This is a genomic window from Pantoea sp. GABEPS69 (assembly GCF_045780835.1).
Taxonomy (GTDB): Bacteria; Pseudomonadota; Gammaproteobacteria; order Enterobacterales; family Enterobacteriaceae; genus Pantoea; species Pantoea septica.
The window spans coordinates 2,979,634-2,993,838 of sequence record NZ_CP118618.1 but is presented as its reverse complement, the minus strand read 5'-3'; the positions used below and the strand labels follow the sequence as shown (position 1 = coordinate 2,993,838).

The 14,205-nt window shown below is 51.5% G+C and carries 20 protein-coding genes and 2 pseudogenes; 21 read left to right on the top strand and 1 reads right to left on the bottom strand.

Going from position 1 to position 14,205, the window contains the following annotated elements; all coding sequences use genetic code 11:
• Positions 1 to 13: 13 nt before the first annotated feature.
• The 20 genes and pseudogenes from PVE98_RS14700 to PVE98_RS14605 all read left to right on the top strand — a co-directional run.
• Positions 14 to 856: an antA/AntB antirepressor family protein gene (locus PVE98_RS14700; protein WP_407568517.1), complete on the top strand. Its 843-nt coding sequence runs from the start codon at positions 14 to 16 to the stop codon at positions 854 to 856.
• On the top strand, positions 849 to 1,028 hold the full coding sequence (locus PVE98_RS14695; RefSeq protein WP_239952727.1) for a DUF4222 domain-containing protein: 180 nt from the start codon (positions 849 to 851) through the stop codon (positions 1,026 to 1,028). Before PVE98_RS14700 ends, PVE98_RS14695 begins: the two co-directional genes overlap by 8 nt.
• Positions 1,025 to 1,771, top strand: a complete 747-nt coding sequence (locus tag PVE98_RS14690) for a host cell division inhibitor Icd-like protein (protein ID WP_333620556.1) — start codon at positions 1,025 to 1,027, stop codon at positions 1,769 to 1,771. The genes PVE98_RS14695 and PVE98_RS14690 overlap by 4 nt, the downstream gene beginning before the upstream one ends.
• Entirely contained in the window at positions 1,764 to 2,051 is a 288-nt protein-coding gene (locus PVE98_RS14685; protein ID WP_333620555.1) for a transcriptional regulator, read from the top strand. Before PVE98_RS14690 ends, PVE98_RS14685 begins: the two co-directional genes overlap by 8 nt.
• Complete coding sequence (locus PVE98_RS14680) at positions 2,048 to 2,341, top strand: hypothetical protein (RefSeq protein ID WP_333620554.1); 294 nt, start codon at positions 2,048 to 2,050, stop codon at positions 2,339 to 2,341. The genes PVE98_RS14685 and PVE98_RS14680 overlap by 4 nt, the downstream gene beginning before the upstream one ends.
• A complete protein-coding gene (locus PVE98_RS14675) occupies positions 2,341 to 2,568 on the top strand; it encodes a hypothetical protein (RefSeq protein WP_316552048.1) in 228 nt (75 codons plus the stop codon). Before PVE98_RS14680 ends, PVE98_RS14675 begins: the two co-directional genes overlap by 1 nt.
• Positions 2,565 to 3,176, top strand: coding sequence for a hypothetical protein (locus tag PVE98_RS14670; RefSeq protein WP_333620553.1), 612 nt, complete (start codon positions 2,565 to 2,567; stop codon positions 3,174 to 3,176). Before PVE98_RS14675 ends, PVE98_RS14670 begins: the two co-directional genes overlap by 4 nt.
• 10 nt (positions 3,177 to 3,186) lie before the next feature.
• Complete coding sequence (locus tag PVE98_RS14665; RefSeq protein ID WP_333620552.1) at positions 3,187 to 3,543, top strand: hypothetical protein; 357 nt, start codon at positions 3,187 to 3,189, stop codon at positions 3,541 to 3,543.
• Entirely contained in the window at positions 3,536 to 6,319 is a 2,784-nt protein-coding gene (locus PVE98_RS14660; RefSeq protein WP_333620551.1) for a DUF927 domain-containing protein, read from the top strand. The genes PVE98_RS14665 and PVE98_RS14660 overlap by 8 nt, the downstream gene beginning before the upstream one ends.
• A 151-nt stretch (positions 6,320 to 6,470) precedes the next feature.
• Positions 6,471 to 6,800: pseudogene (locus PVE98_RS14655) on the top strand (PerC family transcriptional regulator).
• Positions 6,801 to 6,866: 66 nt separating this feature from the next.
• Positions 6,867 to 7,223, top strand: a complete 357-nt coding sequence (locus PVE98_RS14650; RefSeq protein WP_033752613.1) for a hypothetical protein — start codon at positions 6,867 to 6,869, stop codon at positions 7,221 to 7,223.
• A 43-nt stretch (positions 7,224 to 7,266) separates the two neighbouring features.
• The gene (locus PVE98_RS14645; RefSeq protein ID WP_084882798.1) at positions 7,267 to 8,406 is read left to right on the top strand and encodes a hypothetical protein; all 1,140 of its coding nucleotides are present in this window, start codon (positions 7,267 to 7,269) and stop codon (positions 8,404 to 8,406) included.
• 187 nt (positions 8,407 to 8,593) lie between these two features.
• The gene (locus PVE98_RS14640; protein WP_167626699.1) at positions 8,594 to 8,767 is read left to right on the top strand and encodes a hypothetical protein; all 174 of its coding nucleotides are present in this window, start codon (positions 8,594 to 8,596) and stop codon (positions 8,765 to 8,767) included.
• The gene (locus PVE98_RS14635) at positions 8,767 to 9,093 is read left to right on the top strand and encodes a hypothetical protein (protein WP_084882802.1); all 327 of its coding nucleotides are present in this window, start codon (positions 8,767 to 8,769) and stop codon (positions 9,091 to 9,093) included. The genes PVE98_RS14640 and PVE98_RS14635 overlap by 1 nt, the downstream gene beginning before the upstream one ends.
• 9 nt (positions 9,094 to 9,102) lie before the next feature.
• The gene (locus PVE98_RS14630; protein ID WP_333620550.1) at positions 9,103 to 11,676 is read left to right on the top strand and encodes a tail protein (tape measure); all 2,574 of its coding nucleotides are present in this window, start codon (positions 9,103 to 9,105) and stop codon (positions 11,674 to 11,676) included.
• An 81-nt stretch (positions 11,677 to 11,757) separates the two neighbouring features.
• The gene (locus tag PVE98_RS14625; RefSeq protein WP_084882809.1) at positions 11,758 to 12,192 is read left to right on the top strand and encodes a hypothetical protein; all 435 of its coding nucleotides are present in this window, start codon (positions 11,758 to 11,760) and stop codon (positions 12,190 to 12,192) included.
• Complete coding sequence (locus tag PVE98_RS14620; RefSeq protein ID WP_143807591.1) at positions 12,189 to 12,407, top strand: hypothetical protein; 219 nt, start codon at positions 12,189 to 12,191, stop codon at positions 12,405 to 12,407. The genes PVE98_RS14625 and PVE98_RS14620 overlap by 4 nt, the downstream gene beginning before the upstream one ends.
• Positions 12,400 to 12,618, top strand: a complete 219-nt coding sequence (locus tag PVE98_RS14615; RefSeq protein ID WP_143807592.1) for a hypothetical protein — start codon at positions 12,400 to 12,402, stop codon at positions 12,616 to 12,618. Before PVE98_RS14620 ends, PVE98_RS14615 begins: the two co-directional genes overlap by 8 nt.
• Entirely contained in the window at positions 12,608 to 12,832 is a 225-nt protein-coding gene (locus PVE98_RS14610; protein ID WP_333620549.1) for a hypothetical protein, read from the top strand. Before PVE98_RS14615 ends, PVE98_RS14610 begins: the two co-directional genes overlap by 11 nt.
• A gap of 3 nt (positions 12,833 to 12,835) precedes the next feature.
• A pseudogene (locus PVE98_RS14605) lies at positions 12,836 to 12,970 on the top strand (DUF6246 family protein); the annotation flags it as partial.
• 51 nt (positions 12,971 to 13,021) lie between these two features.
• Here PVE98_RS14605 and PVE98_RS14600 read toward each other — a convergent pair.
• On the bottom strand, positions 13,022 to 13,654 hold the full coding sequence (locus PVE98_RS14600; protein ID WP_333620548.1) for a hypothetical protein: 633 nt from the start codon (positions 13,652 to 13,654) through the stop codon (positions 13,022 to 13,024).
• A gap of 194 nt (positions 13,655 to 13,848) precedes the next feature.
• Between PVE98_RS14600 and PVE98_RS14595 the strand changes: the two genes are divergently transcribed.
• On the top strand, positions 13,849 to 14,178 hold the full coding sequence (locus PVE98_RS14595; RefSeq protein ID WP_333620547.1) for a hypothetical protein: 330 nt from the start codon (positions 13,849 to 13,851) through the stop codon (positions 14,176 to 14,178).
• Positions 14,179 to 14,205 lie beyond the last annotated feature (27 nt).

Below are 14,205 nucleotides of genomic sequence, written 5' to 3'. Positions count from 1 at the left end.
CGGAGCCTGACAAATGAAAACTGAAAAAAGCAGATTAAATTCTGAGGCCGCCCCTCAGCCCACAACCAGCATCAGCGATATTTCAGAAAACGACTTTGCCACTATTGTCCCGGTTATTTCCGGCCAAATCGGTGGGCGTGAAACCAATATTGTAAGTGCAAAAGCTCTGCATAAAGCATTAGGCGTGGGTAATGACTTCTCTACTTGGGTAAAACTCCGCATTGATGAATATGGGTTTACCCTCGGTGCTGATTACGTGGTTTTTGATTCCTCAGATTTCAGGAATCAAAGTGCAAATATTGAGCAGGCCGAGCGCGGATGGGTCACGAAGCGCGGCGGTGATCGTCGCAGTAAGGATTACGGCCTTTCGCTTGGGATGGCAAAAGAAGTGGCTATGGTTGAGCGCAATGAGCAGGGCCGTGCCATACGCCGCTACTTCATCCAGTGTGAAGAGGCACTACAGCGCAGCGTGCCTGAGATTGCCGCACAGTATCGCCGCCAGCTTAAAGCCCGCCTGAGTGCCGCCAACATGTTTAAGCCGATGTGCGCCGCTCTGGATGTTGCCCGTGCAGAACAGGGGAAACAAACTTTATCCCGTCACTACAGCAACGAGAGCAACATGATCGCCCGTATTGTCTTGGGTGGCCTCACGGCTAAGCAGTGGGCGCAGGTAAATGGCGTTCAGGGCGAACCACGCGACGGCATGAATTCATCTCAGCTGGAGCACCTCACCTATCTTGAAAGCACCAACATCACGCTGATTGATATGGGCATGGCCTATGACCAACGGAAAGCCGAACTGATGCGTCTGTCTCAGCGGTGGCTGGCTAAACGCCTGGAGGCAGCCCATGACTAAGCCCACCAGAAATCCAACCCCAAACGCTCGCTATCAGGACGCCAGCGGCGCGATGGTCACAGTACACAGCGTGCAATTTAATCGCGTGACGTTCTACCGAGACGGGTACTCATCGCCCTGCAAACAACCACTAGAGCGCTTTATGCGTGAGTTTACGGAGATAAAGCCATGATGGCCGTTCAGAGCAATGCTTACCCGCTGGCTGGCCTGTCACTATGCCCGGAAAACTTAGCCAAACTTAGCCAGTTGATGACAAATGATGACGTCAGCAACCTCACAAAACCTGACATTTACTCAGCCAGTAATTTGGCTTTGTGCCTGACGATGCGTAAAGCCATGATGCGTAAGGCAGTGTCTTACGCTGTCGGCAGCGCCTGTCACAAACACTTAAAAAACCGCTTGCCCTCTTTGCAACCTTCGGACTATCCTCAATCTGCATCGGCAAAATCCGGTGTCAGGATTGGCGTCCTGGGAATGTTGTCGGCGACAAGTGACGCGCCTAGCGTCTTTTTTTGTGTCGTAAATCTGACTCACCCTTTTTTCGGCGATATGGTTATAATCCGTGTCGCTCACGAAGTAATGGTGGGCTGGATGGGGGCGGAGAAATCCGCGCCGGTTTCCGATAACGCCGGTTACGCCAACCCTGTTCAGTCCACCACCAGTGAAATTGGCGTTTCCGGTGGTGGTATCAAATACCAGTTATCGGAGGCTGCCATCATGGCTACTACCCCCACCCAAGCCACATCCAAATTTGAGTTTCGTTTTCTGGCTTTGTCACGCGCTGACATGCAGGCCAAACCTTGCCGCGTATCCGTTCAGGCTGTTAGCGAGAAAGAAGCCCGCCGCGTTCTGGCGCCTCACTTCAGCCTGTCATTAGCCGCACGCCTGCCAGTTCAGGAGGTGGCTCATGCATAACGACACCATTAAATCCCACACTGAAGATTTCAAGCGTACTCAGGCCATCATCGGCAATGAGAGCGCCCCGACGCCAAACACGCCTGAGAATATCTCTCGTGATCGCCTGCTGCGCGCTCAGGCTGGCTTGCTCCACCTGCTGACTGTGGTAATCCCTCAGATTACAGACGAAGAGCAGCGCCGTGAGATGTACCTGCTCGTAGATGGCATCCACAATCTGACTCGCTTTGAGGAATGTGATGCTGCGAGAGAACGTCAGGCGCAGGAGGGAAAAGCATGAAACATCTCCACGTCGCCGTATCTAACAAGCACCCGCAGCCGGTTGCCGTTCTTACTGAGCAGCAATCGCCCCTCAGATCTGTGTCTATCGACATTCATAACGCTGACAAATACGCGAATCTGCTCGCTGAAATCTACAACGGCAGCGTGCACGCAGCCCTTATGGAGCACGATCCAAGAGCCGCAGTCCGCATCGCCACACTGTTTGCAGAGCTGTGCTCAACCACTGATCGGGCTGGTATGCGTATCGCCAGACTCTCCAGCCAGCTTGCTCATGGAGGTGCTATCTGATGGCTATTTCATTTGCTGATATTGACGGGCAAGCAGCCAATCTGAAGAAGGCTCGTGCCGTTCTCTCAATCCTTCTCGATACGATGCCTGGCACCGACATTAACGAGGATTACACCTGGCTCATCAATCTGGCGCACGACACCGTTCACGACACCATTGAGGCGCTTGAGGCGGCAGTAGATACCGAGCTGAAATCACGCGAAAAGGGGGCAAAGACAAAATCATGAGTAACGTCCTCAAATTCCCGAAAATGCCGGAGAAATCCGGCTCTTTCTCAGCAGAAGCCACTTCTGATGGTGTGCGCTGTGGCAACAGAGTTATTGGTTACTCATCAGCTATCCGCCAGCTGAATGACGGGCGCTTTGATAACCCGCTTTCAGAGAGTTTTGGCGTGATTGCTGAGTTATCCCTGGCTGAAATTAACGGCTGGTTCAAACCCAGCCTGGAGCAGCAAGTAAGCGTCTGGCGCTGGATGGTGGCGGGCGTTTTTATCGTCGAGCAGATGAAGGCAAATGGCACAGTTGCGGTCAGCCAGAATGACGGCACAACGACTCATGCGGTGCGTTACGTGGGTAAACATGGCGGCATTGTGATTTATCCGGCAACCGAACGGTTTTCTCTGGCGCTCAACGTTGAGGAGCTGATGCTGAAAGACTTCACACATGATGAGCCGTATCAGAAAGCGCTCATGCTTTATCAGTCAATGCTTGAACCGTCTGCCGATGGTGGCATGACTCTCTCTGCGTGGGGGCGCGACGGCATGGCCATGCTTCATGATGGCTTTATCGAGCTTCTCAATACCGAAGGCATTCCTGCCGCACCGACAGCGCATTAAAGGGGGAACCATGACGCTAATCACTAAAAACTTCCGACTTAATGCGTTGGCCAACCAGTATTCAGTGGCCATTTATAACCATGTCAGGCAGCTGAACAGGGGCGACTGGTTCCCGATGGAAATCAGCGGGCAGAGGATTGAGGTTGCCATTGTGGATGGATCAGCAGGCATCAGGTTGCTGGTGGACAGTTATCTGCTGGAGGCATTGAAACGGGAATATCCACACTGGGAAGCGCTGGCTGTCAATCTGTTGACCCTCTGCATAGAGGGCAGCGGACTGAGCGAGCGAGGGGAAAGCATCTGGCAGAGCATGATTAACGACATGAGCGCCTCTCTTTCAAAAGGGGAGGTGAGCTTCCATGCGTAATTACGACCTGATCCGTGAGACAACCAGCGCCGCAGCTGACCGCTGGCCGATGGTGCTCAGCCAGCTGGGGATTGATGTGCCACGCTCACCCCGCCAGCACGCGCCATGCCCGGCCTGTGGCGGTAAAGATCGCTTTCGCTTTGATGATAAAGGGCGCGGCAGCTTCTTCTGCAACCAGTGCGGCGCGGGTGATGGTTTAGACCTCATCCAAAAAGTTAATCAGTGCGGTACTACTGAGGCCGCCCGCATGGCGGCTGATGTACTGGGTATTGATTACCGGGTGACTGAAATTGACCAGAAAGCAGCCAGCCAGAGAAGGCGGCAGCTTGATGAACAGCGCCACCAGCATGAGCAGGATCGTCAGAAGAAAGAGGCAATAGAAGCAGAACAGCGCCGTGAAAACTTTGTGGGCCACTACCAGAGGCTCGCAGGACAAACCATGCCAGGCGAAAGCGAATACCTGATTGCCAAAGGACTTGATGGCTTCGCTCTGCCATGCCTGCCCGATGGATCAATTCTTCTTCCGCTGGTGGATGAGTCCGACGATGTGGCCGCAGCACAGACCATCACGCCACAAGGTGAAAAGAAGGTGCTCTTTGGCTCAGCCAAGCGCGGAGCGTGGCACCTTGTTAATCAGCCGCAGGAAGTGAAGGAAATTATCATCGCTGAAGGGCTTGCCACAACGCTCACAGCTCACCTGATACGCCCTGCAGCGCTCGCTGTCGTAGCTCTTGATGCCGGCAATCTGCCATCTGTTGCGAAAGCTATGCGTCAGCAGTACCCGAACGCCGCAATCGTCATTGCCGGCGATAACGACTGGCATGAGCCTGGCGAGCTTGATGACCGCGGCAAACCAAAAGTGAACAGCGGGAAGATATTCGCTGATAAAGCTGCCGAGGCTATCAATGGTTCGGTTTCATTACCGCCCACCAGCTATAAGGCCGACTGGGATGATTACCGCCAGCAGAATGGCCTTGAGAGCACCGCAGCAGCATTTAACGAATCACTGTACCAACCGCAGGGGGAAAGCATGGGCGCTCAACTGGAAGTGATTGAAGGTGGCAAAGCAACAGCGCCGGATCGCGACGCGCTAAAGCCCCGGATTGAAAGCCGTCAGGATGGCGTGTACTGGGTTGAGCCAAACACCGATAAGCAGACAGGAGAAATCATTAACCGTGAAAGCTGGCTGTGCTCCCCTCTGCAGGTAGTCGGCACCGGTCGCGATGACAAAGACCAGTTTCTCATCCTCCGCTGGCAGGCGTGGGGTTCAGAGAGTGAAACCACTCAGGCTATCCCGCTGGCTGACATTGGCGAGCGAGAAGGATGGAGAACGCTCAAGGCTGGTGGCGTGAACGTGACCACCAAAAGCGGCCTGAGAGCAATTCTGGCGGACTGGCTACAGCGGAACGGGTCAAAGGAGGTCTGGAGAGTGGCGCACGCTACAGGGTGGCAGTGCGGCGCTTATATCATGCCTGACGGGGAGATCATCGGTGCGCCTGATAAGCCGGTACTGTTCAATGGCCGCAGTTCTGCCGCAGCCGGTTACACCTGCAGGGGAAGCGCTGAAAGCTGGCGCCAAAGCGTTGGAGCGCTGGCCGCCGGTAACTATTCAATGATGACTGGCGTTGCTGCGGCGCTGGCTGCCCCGCTGATTGGCCTGGCGGGTGCTGATGGCTTCGGCATTCACTTCTACGAGCAATCAAGCGCCGGTAAAACCACCACCGCCAATGTGGCCAGCAGCCTCTACGGTAATCCTGACCAGCTGCGCCTGACGTGGTACGGCACCGCGTTAGGCCTGGCTAACGAAGCTGCCGCCCATAATGATGCGCTGATGCCACTGGATGAGGTGGGGCAAGGCGCTGATCCGGTTAGCGTCTCACAGTCAGCCTATGCGCTCTTTAACGGCGTGGGGAAACTGCAGGGAGCCAAAGAAGGCGGTAACCGTGACCTGAAGCGCTGGCGCACAGTGGCGATCAGCACCGGCGAGATGGATTTAGAAACCTTCATCGCTATGGCGGGCCGTAAAGCGAAGGCCGGGCAACTGGTCAGGCTGCTGAATATCCCACTGAGTAAGGCTGTGAGATTCCACCAGCACGAGAACGGCAAGCAGCACGCCGACGCGCTGAAGGATGCCTGGCAGAATCACCACGGCGTAGCAGGCCGGGAGTGGATTAAATGGCTAGCCGGCAATCAACAGCAGGCTACTGAAACAGTCAGAGAGGCAGAGGCGCGCTGGCGCGGTCTGATACCGGCAGAATATGGCGAGCAGGTTCATCGCGTAGGCGCACGCTTCGCCATTCTTGAGGCTGCGCTACTGCTGGGCCGCGTTATCACTGGATGGGACGAGCAGACGTGCCGCGACGCCGTTCAGCACAGCTATAACGCCTGGGTGAGAGAGTTTGGTACCGGCAACAAAGAACATCAGCAGATCATCGCCCAGTGTGAAGCGTTTTTAAACGCCAATGGCTACAGCCGGTTTGCCCCTTTCCCGTATGACCCTCAATCGCTTCCTATCCGCGATATGGCTGGCTATCGCGCCAGCGGCAACCATGACGATGATCCGATCGTCTTTTACACCTTCCCGGCAACGTTCGAGCAGGAGATAGCCAGTGGATTCAACCCCAAGCAGTTCGCCCGGGTGCTGGCAGAGAGCGGCATGCTGACACCACCGACCAGCGGCAGAGGATTCCAGCGTAAGTCTCCGCGGATTAACAAACGTCAGTACAACGTCTATGTAATCCAGTACCGGCCAGAGGATGAGGCTCAGGAAGAGTAAGCCTCACATGTGAGGATTTTAGTGTTGGTTCAGTTAGTTCAGTTGGTTCAACTCCTCGTCCCCTTTGATTTATAAGGAATTTAAATTTAAAAGTGAACCAACACTGAACCAACAAAGGGCTGTTTTGAACCAACATCCTCAGCGGAAAAACATGCTTTTCAAGACGGTACAGATGGTGAATGACAAGATAGCTGAAGAACTTGAGGCGAAAGGCCTCTACAGCAGGGCAGCTTCTCGCTGGCTGGAGGTGTTCGACAATTGCGACTCAGAAGCAGGCCGAGAGTGACTCAGATCCCGCCGCAATCAGTGTCTGGCGAAGCGTGTTCGCTTAACTGTGCTTATTGACACCTTTGGAGATGTGACCAAGGCCGCAGTCGATACACAGCGCAGAATGGGGTTAGCCAAACCAGACGGTGAGGCCTTCAGGTTGAAAGATGAAGTGAGTTATCAATCAAGGAAGGTCGGAAAACAAAGAAAGTAACAACAATTGCAATGTTAATAATTATTGATAGGATGTTTCCGATTGCAATCAATGGAAATATAAAAAATGAAAAAGGTTTTGGCAGTGGCGCTTGGGGCGTTGTTACTTTCAGGATGTACTGTGCGTGTCGCTGATATGACTGTCGCAAGCACCAAAAACTACAACTTGAACGCAGCTAAGTTTGAGAAAGGTGCTCGCGTGACCGGCGAAGATAAAGCGCCAATCGTAATTTTCCCTTTAGGTATTCCGAACGTTAAAACGGCTATGGATCACGCTATTGAGAAAGATAAGTGTGCAGTTGGCTTGAGCGATGTGGTTATCTACCAGTTAAACCACGCCTTCCTCTTCGGCACATACGGTTTCCGTGTTGAGGGTACGCAAATTATCGACAAATCACAGATGGGATGTGAAAACCACATCTGATAGCAAGCCACCTTCGGGTGGCTTTTTTCTAGGGGGCAAGGAAATGAAAAAGTCTATTCTGGCATGTTTTATATCTGTGTTCATTTTGACAGGATGTGGTCCAAAAGAGCTTTCTCCGGAAGAGAAACAAAAAGTAGAACAACTCAAGGTGGAATTATCACAAACAGAAAGTGAGATTTCATCTGCGAATGCCGCCAATCAGAACTACTCTGGCGGGCTGATCAAGACTTTAATCAGCGCCAGAGTTGAGATTCTCAAAACAAACCAGGCGCTGATTAAGCAGCGAATTGATGGTATTGAGTCAGGCGCAAAAATAACAATGGATGTACCCGGAACAAAGCCGGATGAGGTGGCGGCTGAGTCAGTTAAGAGCGAAATAGATGCGTTAAATGCTCAGATTTCTCAGGCTAAAGCAGAAGCCAACCAATATAGCGGTGGCCTGGTTCTTGCGATGAAACTAGCAGCAATCGCAACTCAGGAGCAAACCATGGCGATGCTTCAACAACGATATTTGTCAGCCAAGTATGGACTTGCTAACGCTATGCCATCTGATTTGAAGCAGAGCAACGTTGCTGAAGCAAAGCAAATCGAGAAGCCAGCCCAGGCTAGCAATAGCCAGCCATTGCTTCCGCCGGGAGATGGGCCATTTGGCCTGGAGTCAGGTTTAAGCAAAAAGAATATCGAAGATATGACCGGTGAAGAGCTTAAGCCTTATGAGGGCGTGCCGAATCTCTACACGATAAAATCGCCACCGAAAAAGAACGCTGAATTTGAGGGTTTTGGTCTACTCATTTCTCCAAAATCTGGCCTATGCCAAATTAGAGCGTTAGGTAAAAACATTGATACAGACAGCTATGGACTTGCGCTCCAATCAAAATTCAAAGAGCTCTTAGATTCTCTATCTTCAATCTATGGCAAACCTAAAAGTACCGATTTTTTACTTTCAGGCTCAATCTGGAAAGAACCTCAAGACTGGATGATGGCGCTGAACAAAAAGGAACGTTTCCTCTCAGCCCAATGGGGAGGATCTCCCGCAACACCTCTTAAAAACAAGCTTGCATCAGTATCTATGGAAGCAAGAGCCAATGGCTCTAGCGAGGGATATGTTTTCCTTCAGTATGACTTTGACAACATAGATGCTTGCAACGCAGAAATTGAAGAAGCTAAGAAAAGCTCGTTATAAACCTTTCCTCTATATTGCTATATAAACGCTTATAAAATTTTGTAACCACACCTCGCTCCGGCGAGGTTTTTTATGAGCAAAATATTCGATCAAAACGATCCAATCATCATTTCATAAATCGGCATATAAATAGAGATCGTTTCACTTTTTGCAATTATAATCACTGTATATTTATCAGGAGGTGGTTATGCAAAAGTGCACAGTAAAAACAGTCCTCATTAAAGTCGAACAGTATGAAGAACTCCGTAAATTACAGGAAAAAGAGCGAGCAAAATCCCCTCTAGGTGTTGCCCCAACAATTCACGTTATCGCTCGCGGCCTGATGGATAAGGCATTGGCTCAACTTGCTCAGGAGGCGTAATGGAACAATTACAACGCCTGGCCGAAGCTGTTGCGGACGCTTACCTTCGTAATCGGCTCCGAGAGCATGGGAATACTCAGTTTTCGCATGACGGAAAAACAGGTGAAATTCGCCGTGATTTACTGGCGTCCGGGCTGGTGGATAACTGCGTTTATGCTGCCCGAAATAGCGGCAAGGCCGATTATGAACAGGAGGCATACTCAATGCTAATGGAGATGATTTCTCTGGACGGCAGAGAGTACCGGGTAACAGACCACGGCCTGAACGTAATCGAACATATGCATCGCATAGCGCTGGTTAAAGCCACGCCCCGCGTCAATCATTAAGGGGGATGAATGGCTGATACCAAATTAGGGGGCGTCTATTACGAAGTTGATATTGATCTGGAGAAGGCCCTTGAAGCAAATCAGCAACTCAAGCGAGAGCTGAAGGCACTAAGTGACAATGCCAAGAACTCCGCAGGTGGAATCAAAACGCTTGAGACACAGGCCAAAACCACTGCCACAGCGGTCAACCAAGCCACTAAAGCAGGAGGCGCTTTCCGCAGCCAGTTCCAGCAAGCCGGTTATCAGATTCAGGATTTCATCGTACAGGTTCAGGGCGGACAATCTGCACTGGTCGCTTTCAGTCAGCAAGGTTCTCAATTGGCGGGAGCATTTGGCCCAGGTGGTGCCATTGTGGGCGCGGTGATTGCTTTGGGTACAGTAATCGCAGGCACGTTAATTACCGCTTTAAACGGCGGTAAAAACGCAATGGATGCTCTCCGAGAAGCAGCAGACGCAATGGATAAGGTGATCACCATTTCACAAAATGGGGTAGCCGCGCTGTCAGATAAGTATGCAAATCTTGCCAGGGTAAACGCAGAAGTTGCCACGCTGATGAGAAATCAGGTGCTGCTGGAATACAACCAGGCAATGACGAAGGTTTCAAAGACTATATCTGATACCACCAGCGAGTTTTTCTCCTTTGGCGATACAGCTAAAGCCGCACTGTCTGGCGGCACAGTCAGTGTTAAGTTGCTTAGCACTATCCTTGACGCCGCTGAAGTCAAAACCAATAACTTCACCGATGCGTTCAATGAGATAAGCAAAAGCAGCATTGCGAACGAAGCGACTATCTCAACATTTACAAACACCGTTGGGGCATTATCTTCCCGGCTGGGTATTACTGATCAAGCTGCTTTTGAACTGGCAAAACAGCTGAATGACCTAAGTAAAAACCCTTCTCCACAGGCATTAACTACCTTAGCTATTCGCCTGCAAAATATGACCTCATCTAGCAAGGAGGGACAGGAACAAATCACCAGTCTGTCTAAGACGTTAGTAGGATTAGCTGTAGAAGCTACCAACGCTAAATTAAACATGGATAGCCTCAAGCGCACCACTGACAACCTAACTGACGGGCAGAAAAACCTGTTAAAGCAGGCAGAACGAAACCTCTCGCTGTCAAAACTTCAGGGAGAAGCTCGCGCCCGACTCGCAGCCCAATATGCTGCTGAAGATGCAGGATTTGCTAAAGACGACCCTCACGCCAAAAAGATGGAAGATGATGCGGCCGCCACTTATAAAAATTTAGAAGCGACGAAGAAGCTTAACTCTGAGCAGAAGAAATCAGCCGGCCAGGCATCCCGTAATGCTCAGGTACTGGAACAGTATCGGCAAAAGGCCGAGCTTTCTGCTGATTCGGTTGATGGACTATCCCGTGCTCAGGCAGTTCTTCAGGCACGTCAGAAACTGGTAAACCCTACACCAGCTCAAATAGCGCAGGTAGAGAAGGATGCTGGCGCAGCGTGGGATAAAGCCGCCGCAATACGCGCTCAGGCAGCGGCTATGAAGCTAATCCCGGAGCAGGCAGAGAACACTCGATACAAACAAGATGTTGCCGATCTCAAAACCGCCCTGGAACAAAAGACCATCACACAGAAGCAGCACGACACGGCTGCCGAGCAGATGGAGCAACAGCACCAGGTAAATTTAGCCCGAATAAGGGCCACGCAGAACGTCGGAGTTACCCCACTGCAGGAAGCACAAGGCGCTATCGATCCTGTTCAGGCAATGGCTAATGAGAACGCCAAAAAGCTCGCATTAATACAGGAGTTCGAAACCGCTAAGGGGCAAATCACCCTCAATGGTCTGGCATTGATGAATGCTGCTAACACGCAGTATGAGCAACAGCGCATCGCTGCTCAGTGGGAGATATACCGCAACCAGAGCGCCGCTAACAGCCTGCTGGCTGACGCGGTTGATTCTCTTCAAGGTGGCGCGACAAATGCCATTACCGGCCTTCTGAATGGCACTCAGAGCCTTAGTGAAGCATTCGCCAACATCGGAAGCACGATCCTCAACAGCGTTGTGAGTGGGCTGGTGGAGATGGGCCTACAGTATGTGAAAAACATGGTTATGGGGCAGGTGGCGGCATCAGCGGCACTTGGAGCAACAGCAACTCAGGCTACTGCCGCTGCGGGCATGTGGGGACCAGCAGCTGTGAGCGCCTCTATCGCCACTATGGGTACAGCCTCAACTGTTGGCACAACGGCCTACTCAACCGCATTGATGGCTTCCAAAGGGCTGGCAGTAGCTGGAGCCCGTGAGCATGGCGGGCCTGTTCTGGCTAACTCAATGTACCGGGTAGGTGAAGGCGGTAAGCCCGAAATCTTCAAGGCGTCTAACGGCAGCCAGTACATGATCCCGGGTGATAACGGCTCTGTTATCAGCAATAAGGATATTGGCAACGCTAATGGTAGTGGTGGTGTGAGCCTGGAAGTCAATTTCAACATCACTACCACTAACGGTATTGATGAAGCCACACAGAAGCAAATGGCCCAGCAAATGGAAATAGTTGCCCTGAAAGTCGCGCGGGAGCAAAGCACGCGTGATGGGGGCTTTCTTCAAAAGCGGATTAGGAAGTAATTGAACGGTCGCAGGGACGCGATCATGTTGAGTTTGGTCAAGGTGAAACGGGTATGAGAAATAGCGAAAGGTGGCAGACAGATGCCTGACAGCACGAAAGAACAGGCCAGCCGTGATAAAGGCGGCAAATGGAAGAAAGGCGCATCGGGTAATCCCGGTGGGCGCAGCAGCAAAGCAGCTGAACTGAGGCGTGTGCTGGAAGGTGGCGCTGATGATGCTGTGAAAACCATCATGGACGCGGCTAAAGAAGGCGATATGGCTGCTTGTCGCCTCATCCTGGACAGAGTTGTCCCGCCGAGTAAGCCGGTTTATCAGCCTGTTTCGTTTGAGCTGGACGACAGCGATTTACCTGCAGCAGCCCGTTCGGTAATTAAGGCGATAGCCGCGGGAGAACTGCCGGCCGACCAAGGGAAAATGATTCTGGATGGCCTGGCGAACATGGCGAAGATTATCGAAATTACAGAACTGGCTGAGCGTGTAGCTGAGCTGGAGAAAGCACAGGAGAGCGGACAATGAGCCTGTTAAGACGAATTGAAGCACTGGAAGCCACCAGCAGCGCCCAGACCAACAGCGGCGGCCCTGATGAAATATGGTTAATCGGTGTTAGCCCTGACGGTTCACGCGAGTGTAGGGGCGGCTGGGTCAAGGATGAAGGGCTTTTCCGCAACGCCACAGCTGAAGAAGCACAGCGACATAATCAGCTTATCCTGCAGTGGGATCATCATGGGTAGCCTGCTGGCGCGACTGAACCGGCTGGAAAAGACCATGACGCCCAAGGATGGCGATACACAGGTGATTTCAGCCCTGATGGATGAGTTAGCAGGCAATGCCCCTGCAGGAGTGTATGAGAGGGCCATAGAGCGCCTGTCACTGCGCGGGCATAACTTCCCGCAGTCACCAGAACTGAGAGTGTTGCTAATGGGCGGTAACGATGAACATTAAAGCTCGCCTGGCTGCGCTGGAGAAGGTAGCTAGAGATAAAGGCAGCAAATCCATTGACGGGCCACAGCCACCCGTCAGAGCGGACTATGTGCGCGAGGATGGCACCTTTGATCATGTTGGTTACAGAGCGGCGACTGACCAATGGAGCGTCGAGGTATTTGGCAAGCCACTGGAGCAGGTGGCTGAAGAGATTGCTGAAGCTGAAGGTTTCTAACTAATAACCATGACTGAGTTCACCATGCTGCTGGCAGCCAAGTACCCTGACCAGAAAGGCTTCACGCGCGACGAGTACGATAAAGTTTCTGATGACTATTTCGCACGGAAAGCTCGTAAACTGGCAAAGGCGGCTTGAACCGCCTATCGAGGCAAGATGAAGATAAAAACACTCTTGGCAGAACTTCCTTTACGGGAATGTGAGATTATTCCCTTCGGAGAGCGCACTATTCAGCCTTTTGGTGGCATTCCAGATACTTTGGAATACGGTTGCAAGGCAAGCCCAAACTTCAACTTCCCCGTTACCATAGGCATTGAAGGTAATCCTGATTCGATGTCCGGAGTTCTCATCGCCAGGAAGCAGGACAAAATCAGTAGGCGCACTCTCCAGGTCGATAAGGGCATCGAAGAAGTCGGGCCGTTCTACCTGCAGATAAAGCGATAGCATCCTGAAAAGCCATGTGACAGCTTGCGCAAGGCAATTTACCTCGTGCTGCCGGAGAAGAATTTCGACACGCCCGTCTATCTTATGGCTGAATTTGAAAAGAGCGTCAGGATTCTTAATCACCCCTTCACGCAGAGCGCAGTCATTCGTTTCAAGCTGGGAATCTGGCCCATTTATCCAGCGCAGGAAGTCGTAAAATGTTTGAACGGCTTGCTTATCTTCGTGAGGGTTAAAATCCTCAAGCATCGTCGTAATTAGCTCAGGATTTGTGATGAAATTGGAGTATTGGCCTGCTCTCTCCTCATATTCGGTCTTGCCCCATGGATGCGACCTGGCATGCTCTTCCTCTAATTTCAACGGGTCGAAATTCACTAACATAACTGCGTCCTCTGCTGTTTTTATCAGCCTACCCTGGCCTCATATTTTGGCCTATCCTGACAAATGATCAGTGCTTATGCTTTGGCATTCATGACATGCCTTCTAAACAATGGGCTGCGTCACTATTTTTGTTTAGCATTAACCTGTTTTCTTCTCGTGATAGCATTTCTTGAGGATTAGCGAAGGAGGGCGTTATGAAGTATCGGATCGAACTGGAATATGCACCATTCCCCTTAGATAAACTGTGGCTTGATGTTACGTTGACCGGCAGCAAGATTATCGATGAGACTGGAGAACGCTTTGGTTTTGGTGGGGTATACAGCTCAAGAGATGCAAGAGAATACAAATTCTCTTTATATGAAAGCTCTGAGATCATAGCTGGACTAGATTGGATCGACGGCGAGTTTGCTGCAGGTGAATTGCATATTCTCAAGCAGCGCCTGGCAGTTGGGAGCAGTCACCTTTTCAAAGATGCTGGTGAGAGCTACCACTACAAAATTAAAAGAATCATCCCATACACTTAACCCGCTTCGGCGGGTTTCTTGTTATCT

What these genes read in the sequence shown, in the direction of transcription:
- PVE98_RS14675 (WP_316552048.1), top strand. Translation starts at nt 2,341, where the DNA reads ATGGCTATTTCATTTGCTGATATTGACGGGCAAGCAGCCAATCTGAAG.
- PVE98_RS14635 (WP_084882802.1), top strand. Translation starts at nt 8,767, where the DNA reads ATGGAACAATTACAACGCCTGGCCGAAGCTGTTGCGGACGCTTACCTT.
- PVE98_RS14600 (WP_333620548.1), bottom strand. Translation starts at nt 13,654, where the DNA reads ATGTTAGTGAATTTCGACCCGTTGAAATTAGAGGAAGAGCATGCCAGG.
- PVE98_RS14680 (WP_333620554.1), top strand. Translation starts at nt 2,048, where the DNA reads ATGAAACATCTCCACGTCGCCGTATCTAACAAGCACCCGCAGCCGGTT.
- PVE98_RS14595 (WP_333620547.1), top strand. Translation starts at nt 13,849, where the DNA reads ATGAAGTATCGGATCGAACTGGAATATGCACCATTCCCCTTAGATAAA.
- PVE98_RS14625 (WP_084882809.1), top strand. Translation starts at nt 11,758, where the DNA reads ATGCCTGACAGCACGAAAGAACAGGCCAGCCGTGATAAAGGCGGCAAA.
- PVE98_RS14620 (WP_143807591.1), top strand. Translation starts at nt 12,189, where the DNA reads ATGAGCCTGTTAAGACGAATTGAAGCACTGGAAGCCACCAGCAGCGCC.
- PVE98_RS14650 (WP_033752613.1), top strand. Translation starts at nt 6,867, where the DNA reads ATGAAAAAGGTTTTGGCAGTGGCGCTTGGGGCGTTGTTACTTTCAGGA.
- PVE98_RS14685 (WP_333620555.1), top strand. Translation starts at nt 1,764, where the DNA reads ATGCATAACGACACCATTAAATCCCACACTGAAGATTTCAAGCGTACT.
- PVE98_RS14700 (WP_407568517.1), top strand. Translation starts at nt 14, where the DNA reads ATGAAAACTGAAAAAAGCAGATTAAATTCTGAGGCCGCCCCTCAGCCC.
- PVE98_RS14665 (WP_333620552.1), top strand. Translation starts at nt 3,187, where the DNA reads ATGACGCTAATCACTAAAAACTTCCGACTTAATGCGTTGGCCAACCAG.
- PVE98_RS14690 (WP_333620556.1), top strand. Translation starts at nt 1,025, where the DNA reads ATGATGGCCGTTCAGAGCAATGCTTACCCGCTGGCTGGCCTGTCACTA.
- PVE98_RS14610 (WP_333620549.1), top strand. Translation starts at nt 12,608, where the DNA reads ATGAACATTAAAGCTCGCCTGGCTGCGCTGGAGAAGGTAGCTAGAGAT.
- PVE98_RS14645 (WP_084882798.1), top strand. Translation starts at nt 7,267, where the DNA reads ATGAAAAAGTCTATTCTGGCATGTTTTATATCTGTGTTCATTTTGACA.
- PVE98_RS14630 (WP_333620550.1), top strand. Translation starts at nt 9,103, where the DNA reads ATGGCTGATACCAAATTAGGGGGCGTCTATTACGAAGTTGATATTGAT.
- PVE98_RS14660 (WP_333620551.1), top strand. Translation starts at nt 3,536, where the DNA reads ATGCGTAATTACGACCTGATCCGTGAGACAACCAGCGCCGCAGCTGAC.
- PVE98_RS14670 (WP_333620553.1), top strand. Translation starts at nt 2,565, where the DNA reads ATGAGTAACGTCCTCAAATTCCCGAAAATGCCGGAGAAATCCGGCTCT.
- PVE98_RS14615 (WP_143807592.1), top strand. Translation starts at nt 12,400, where the DNA reads ATGGGTAGCCTGCTGGCGCGACTGAACCGGCTGGAAAAGACCATGACG.
- PVE98_RS14640 (WP_167626699.1), top strand. Translation starts at nt 8,594, where the DNA reads ATGCAAAAGTGCACAGTAAAAACAGTCCTCATTAAAGTCGAACAGTAT.
- PVE98_RS14695 (WP_239952727.1), top strand. Translation starts at nt 849, where the DNA reads ATGACTAAGCCCACCAGAAATCCAACCCCAAACGCTCGCTATCAGGAC.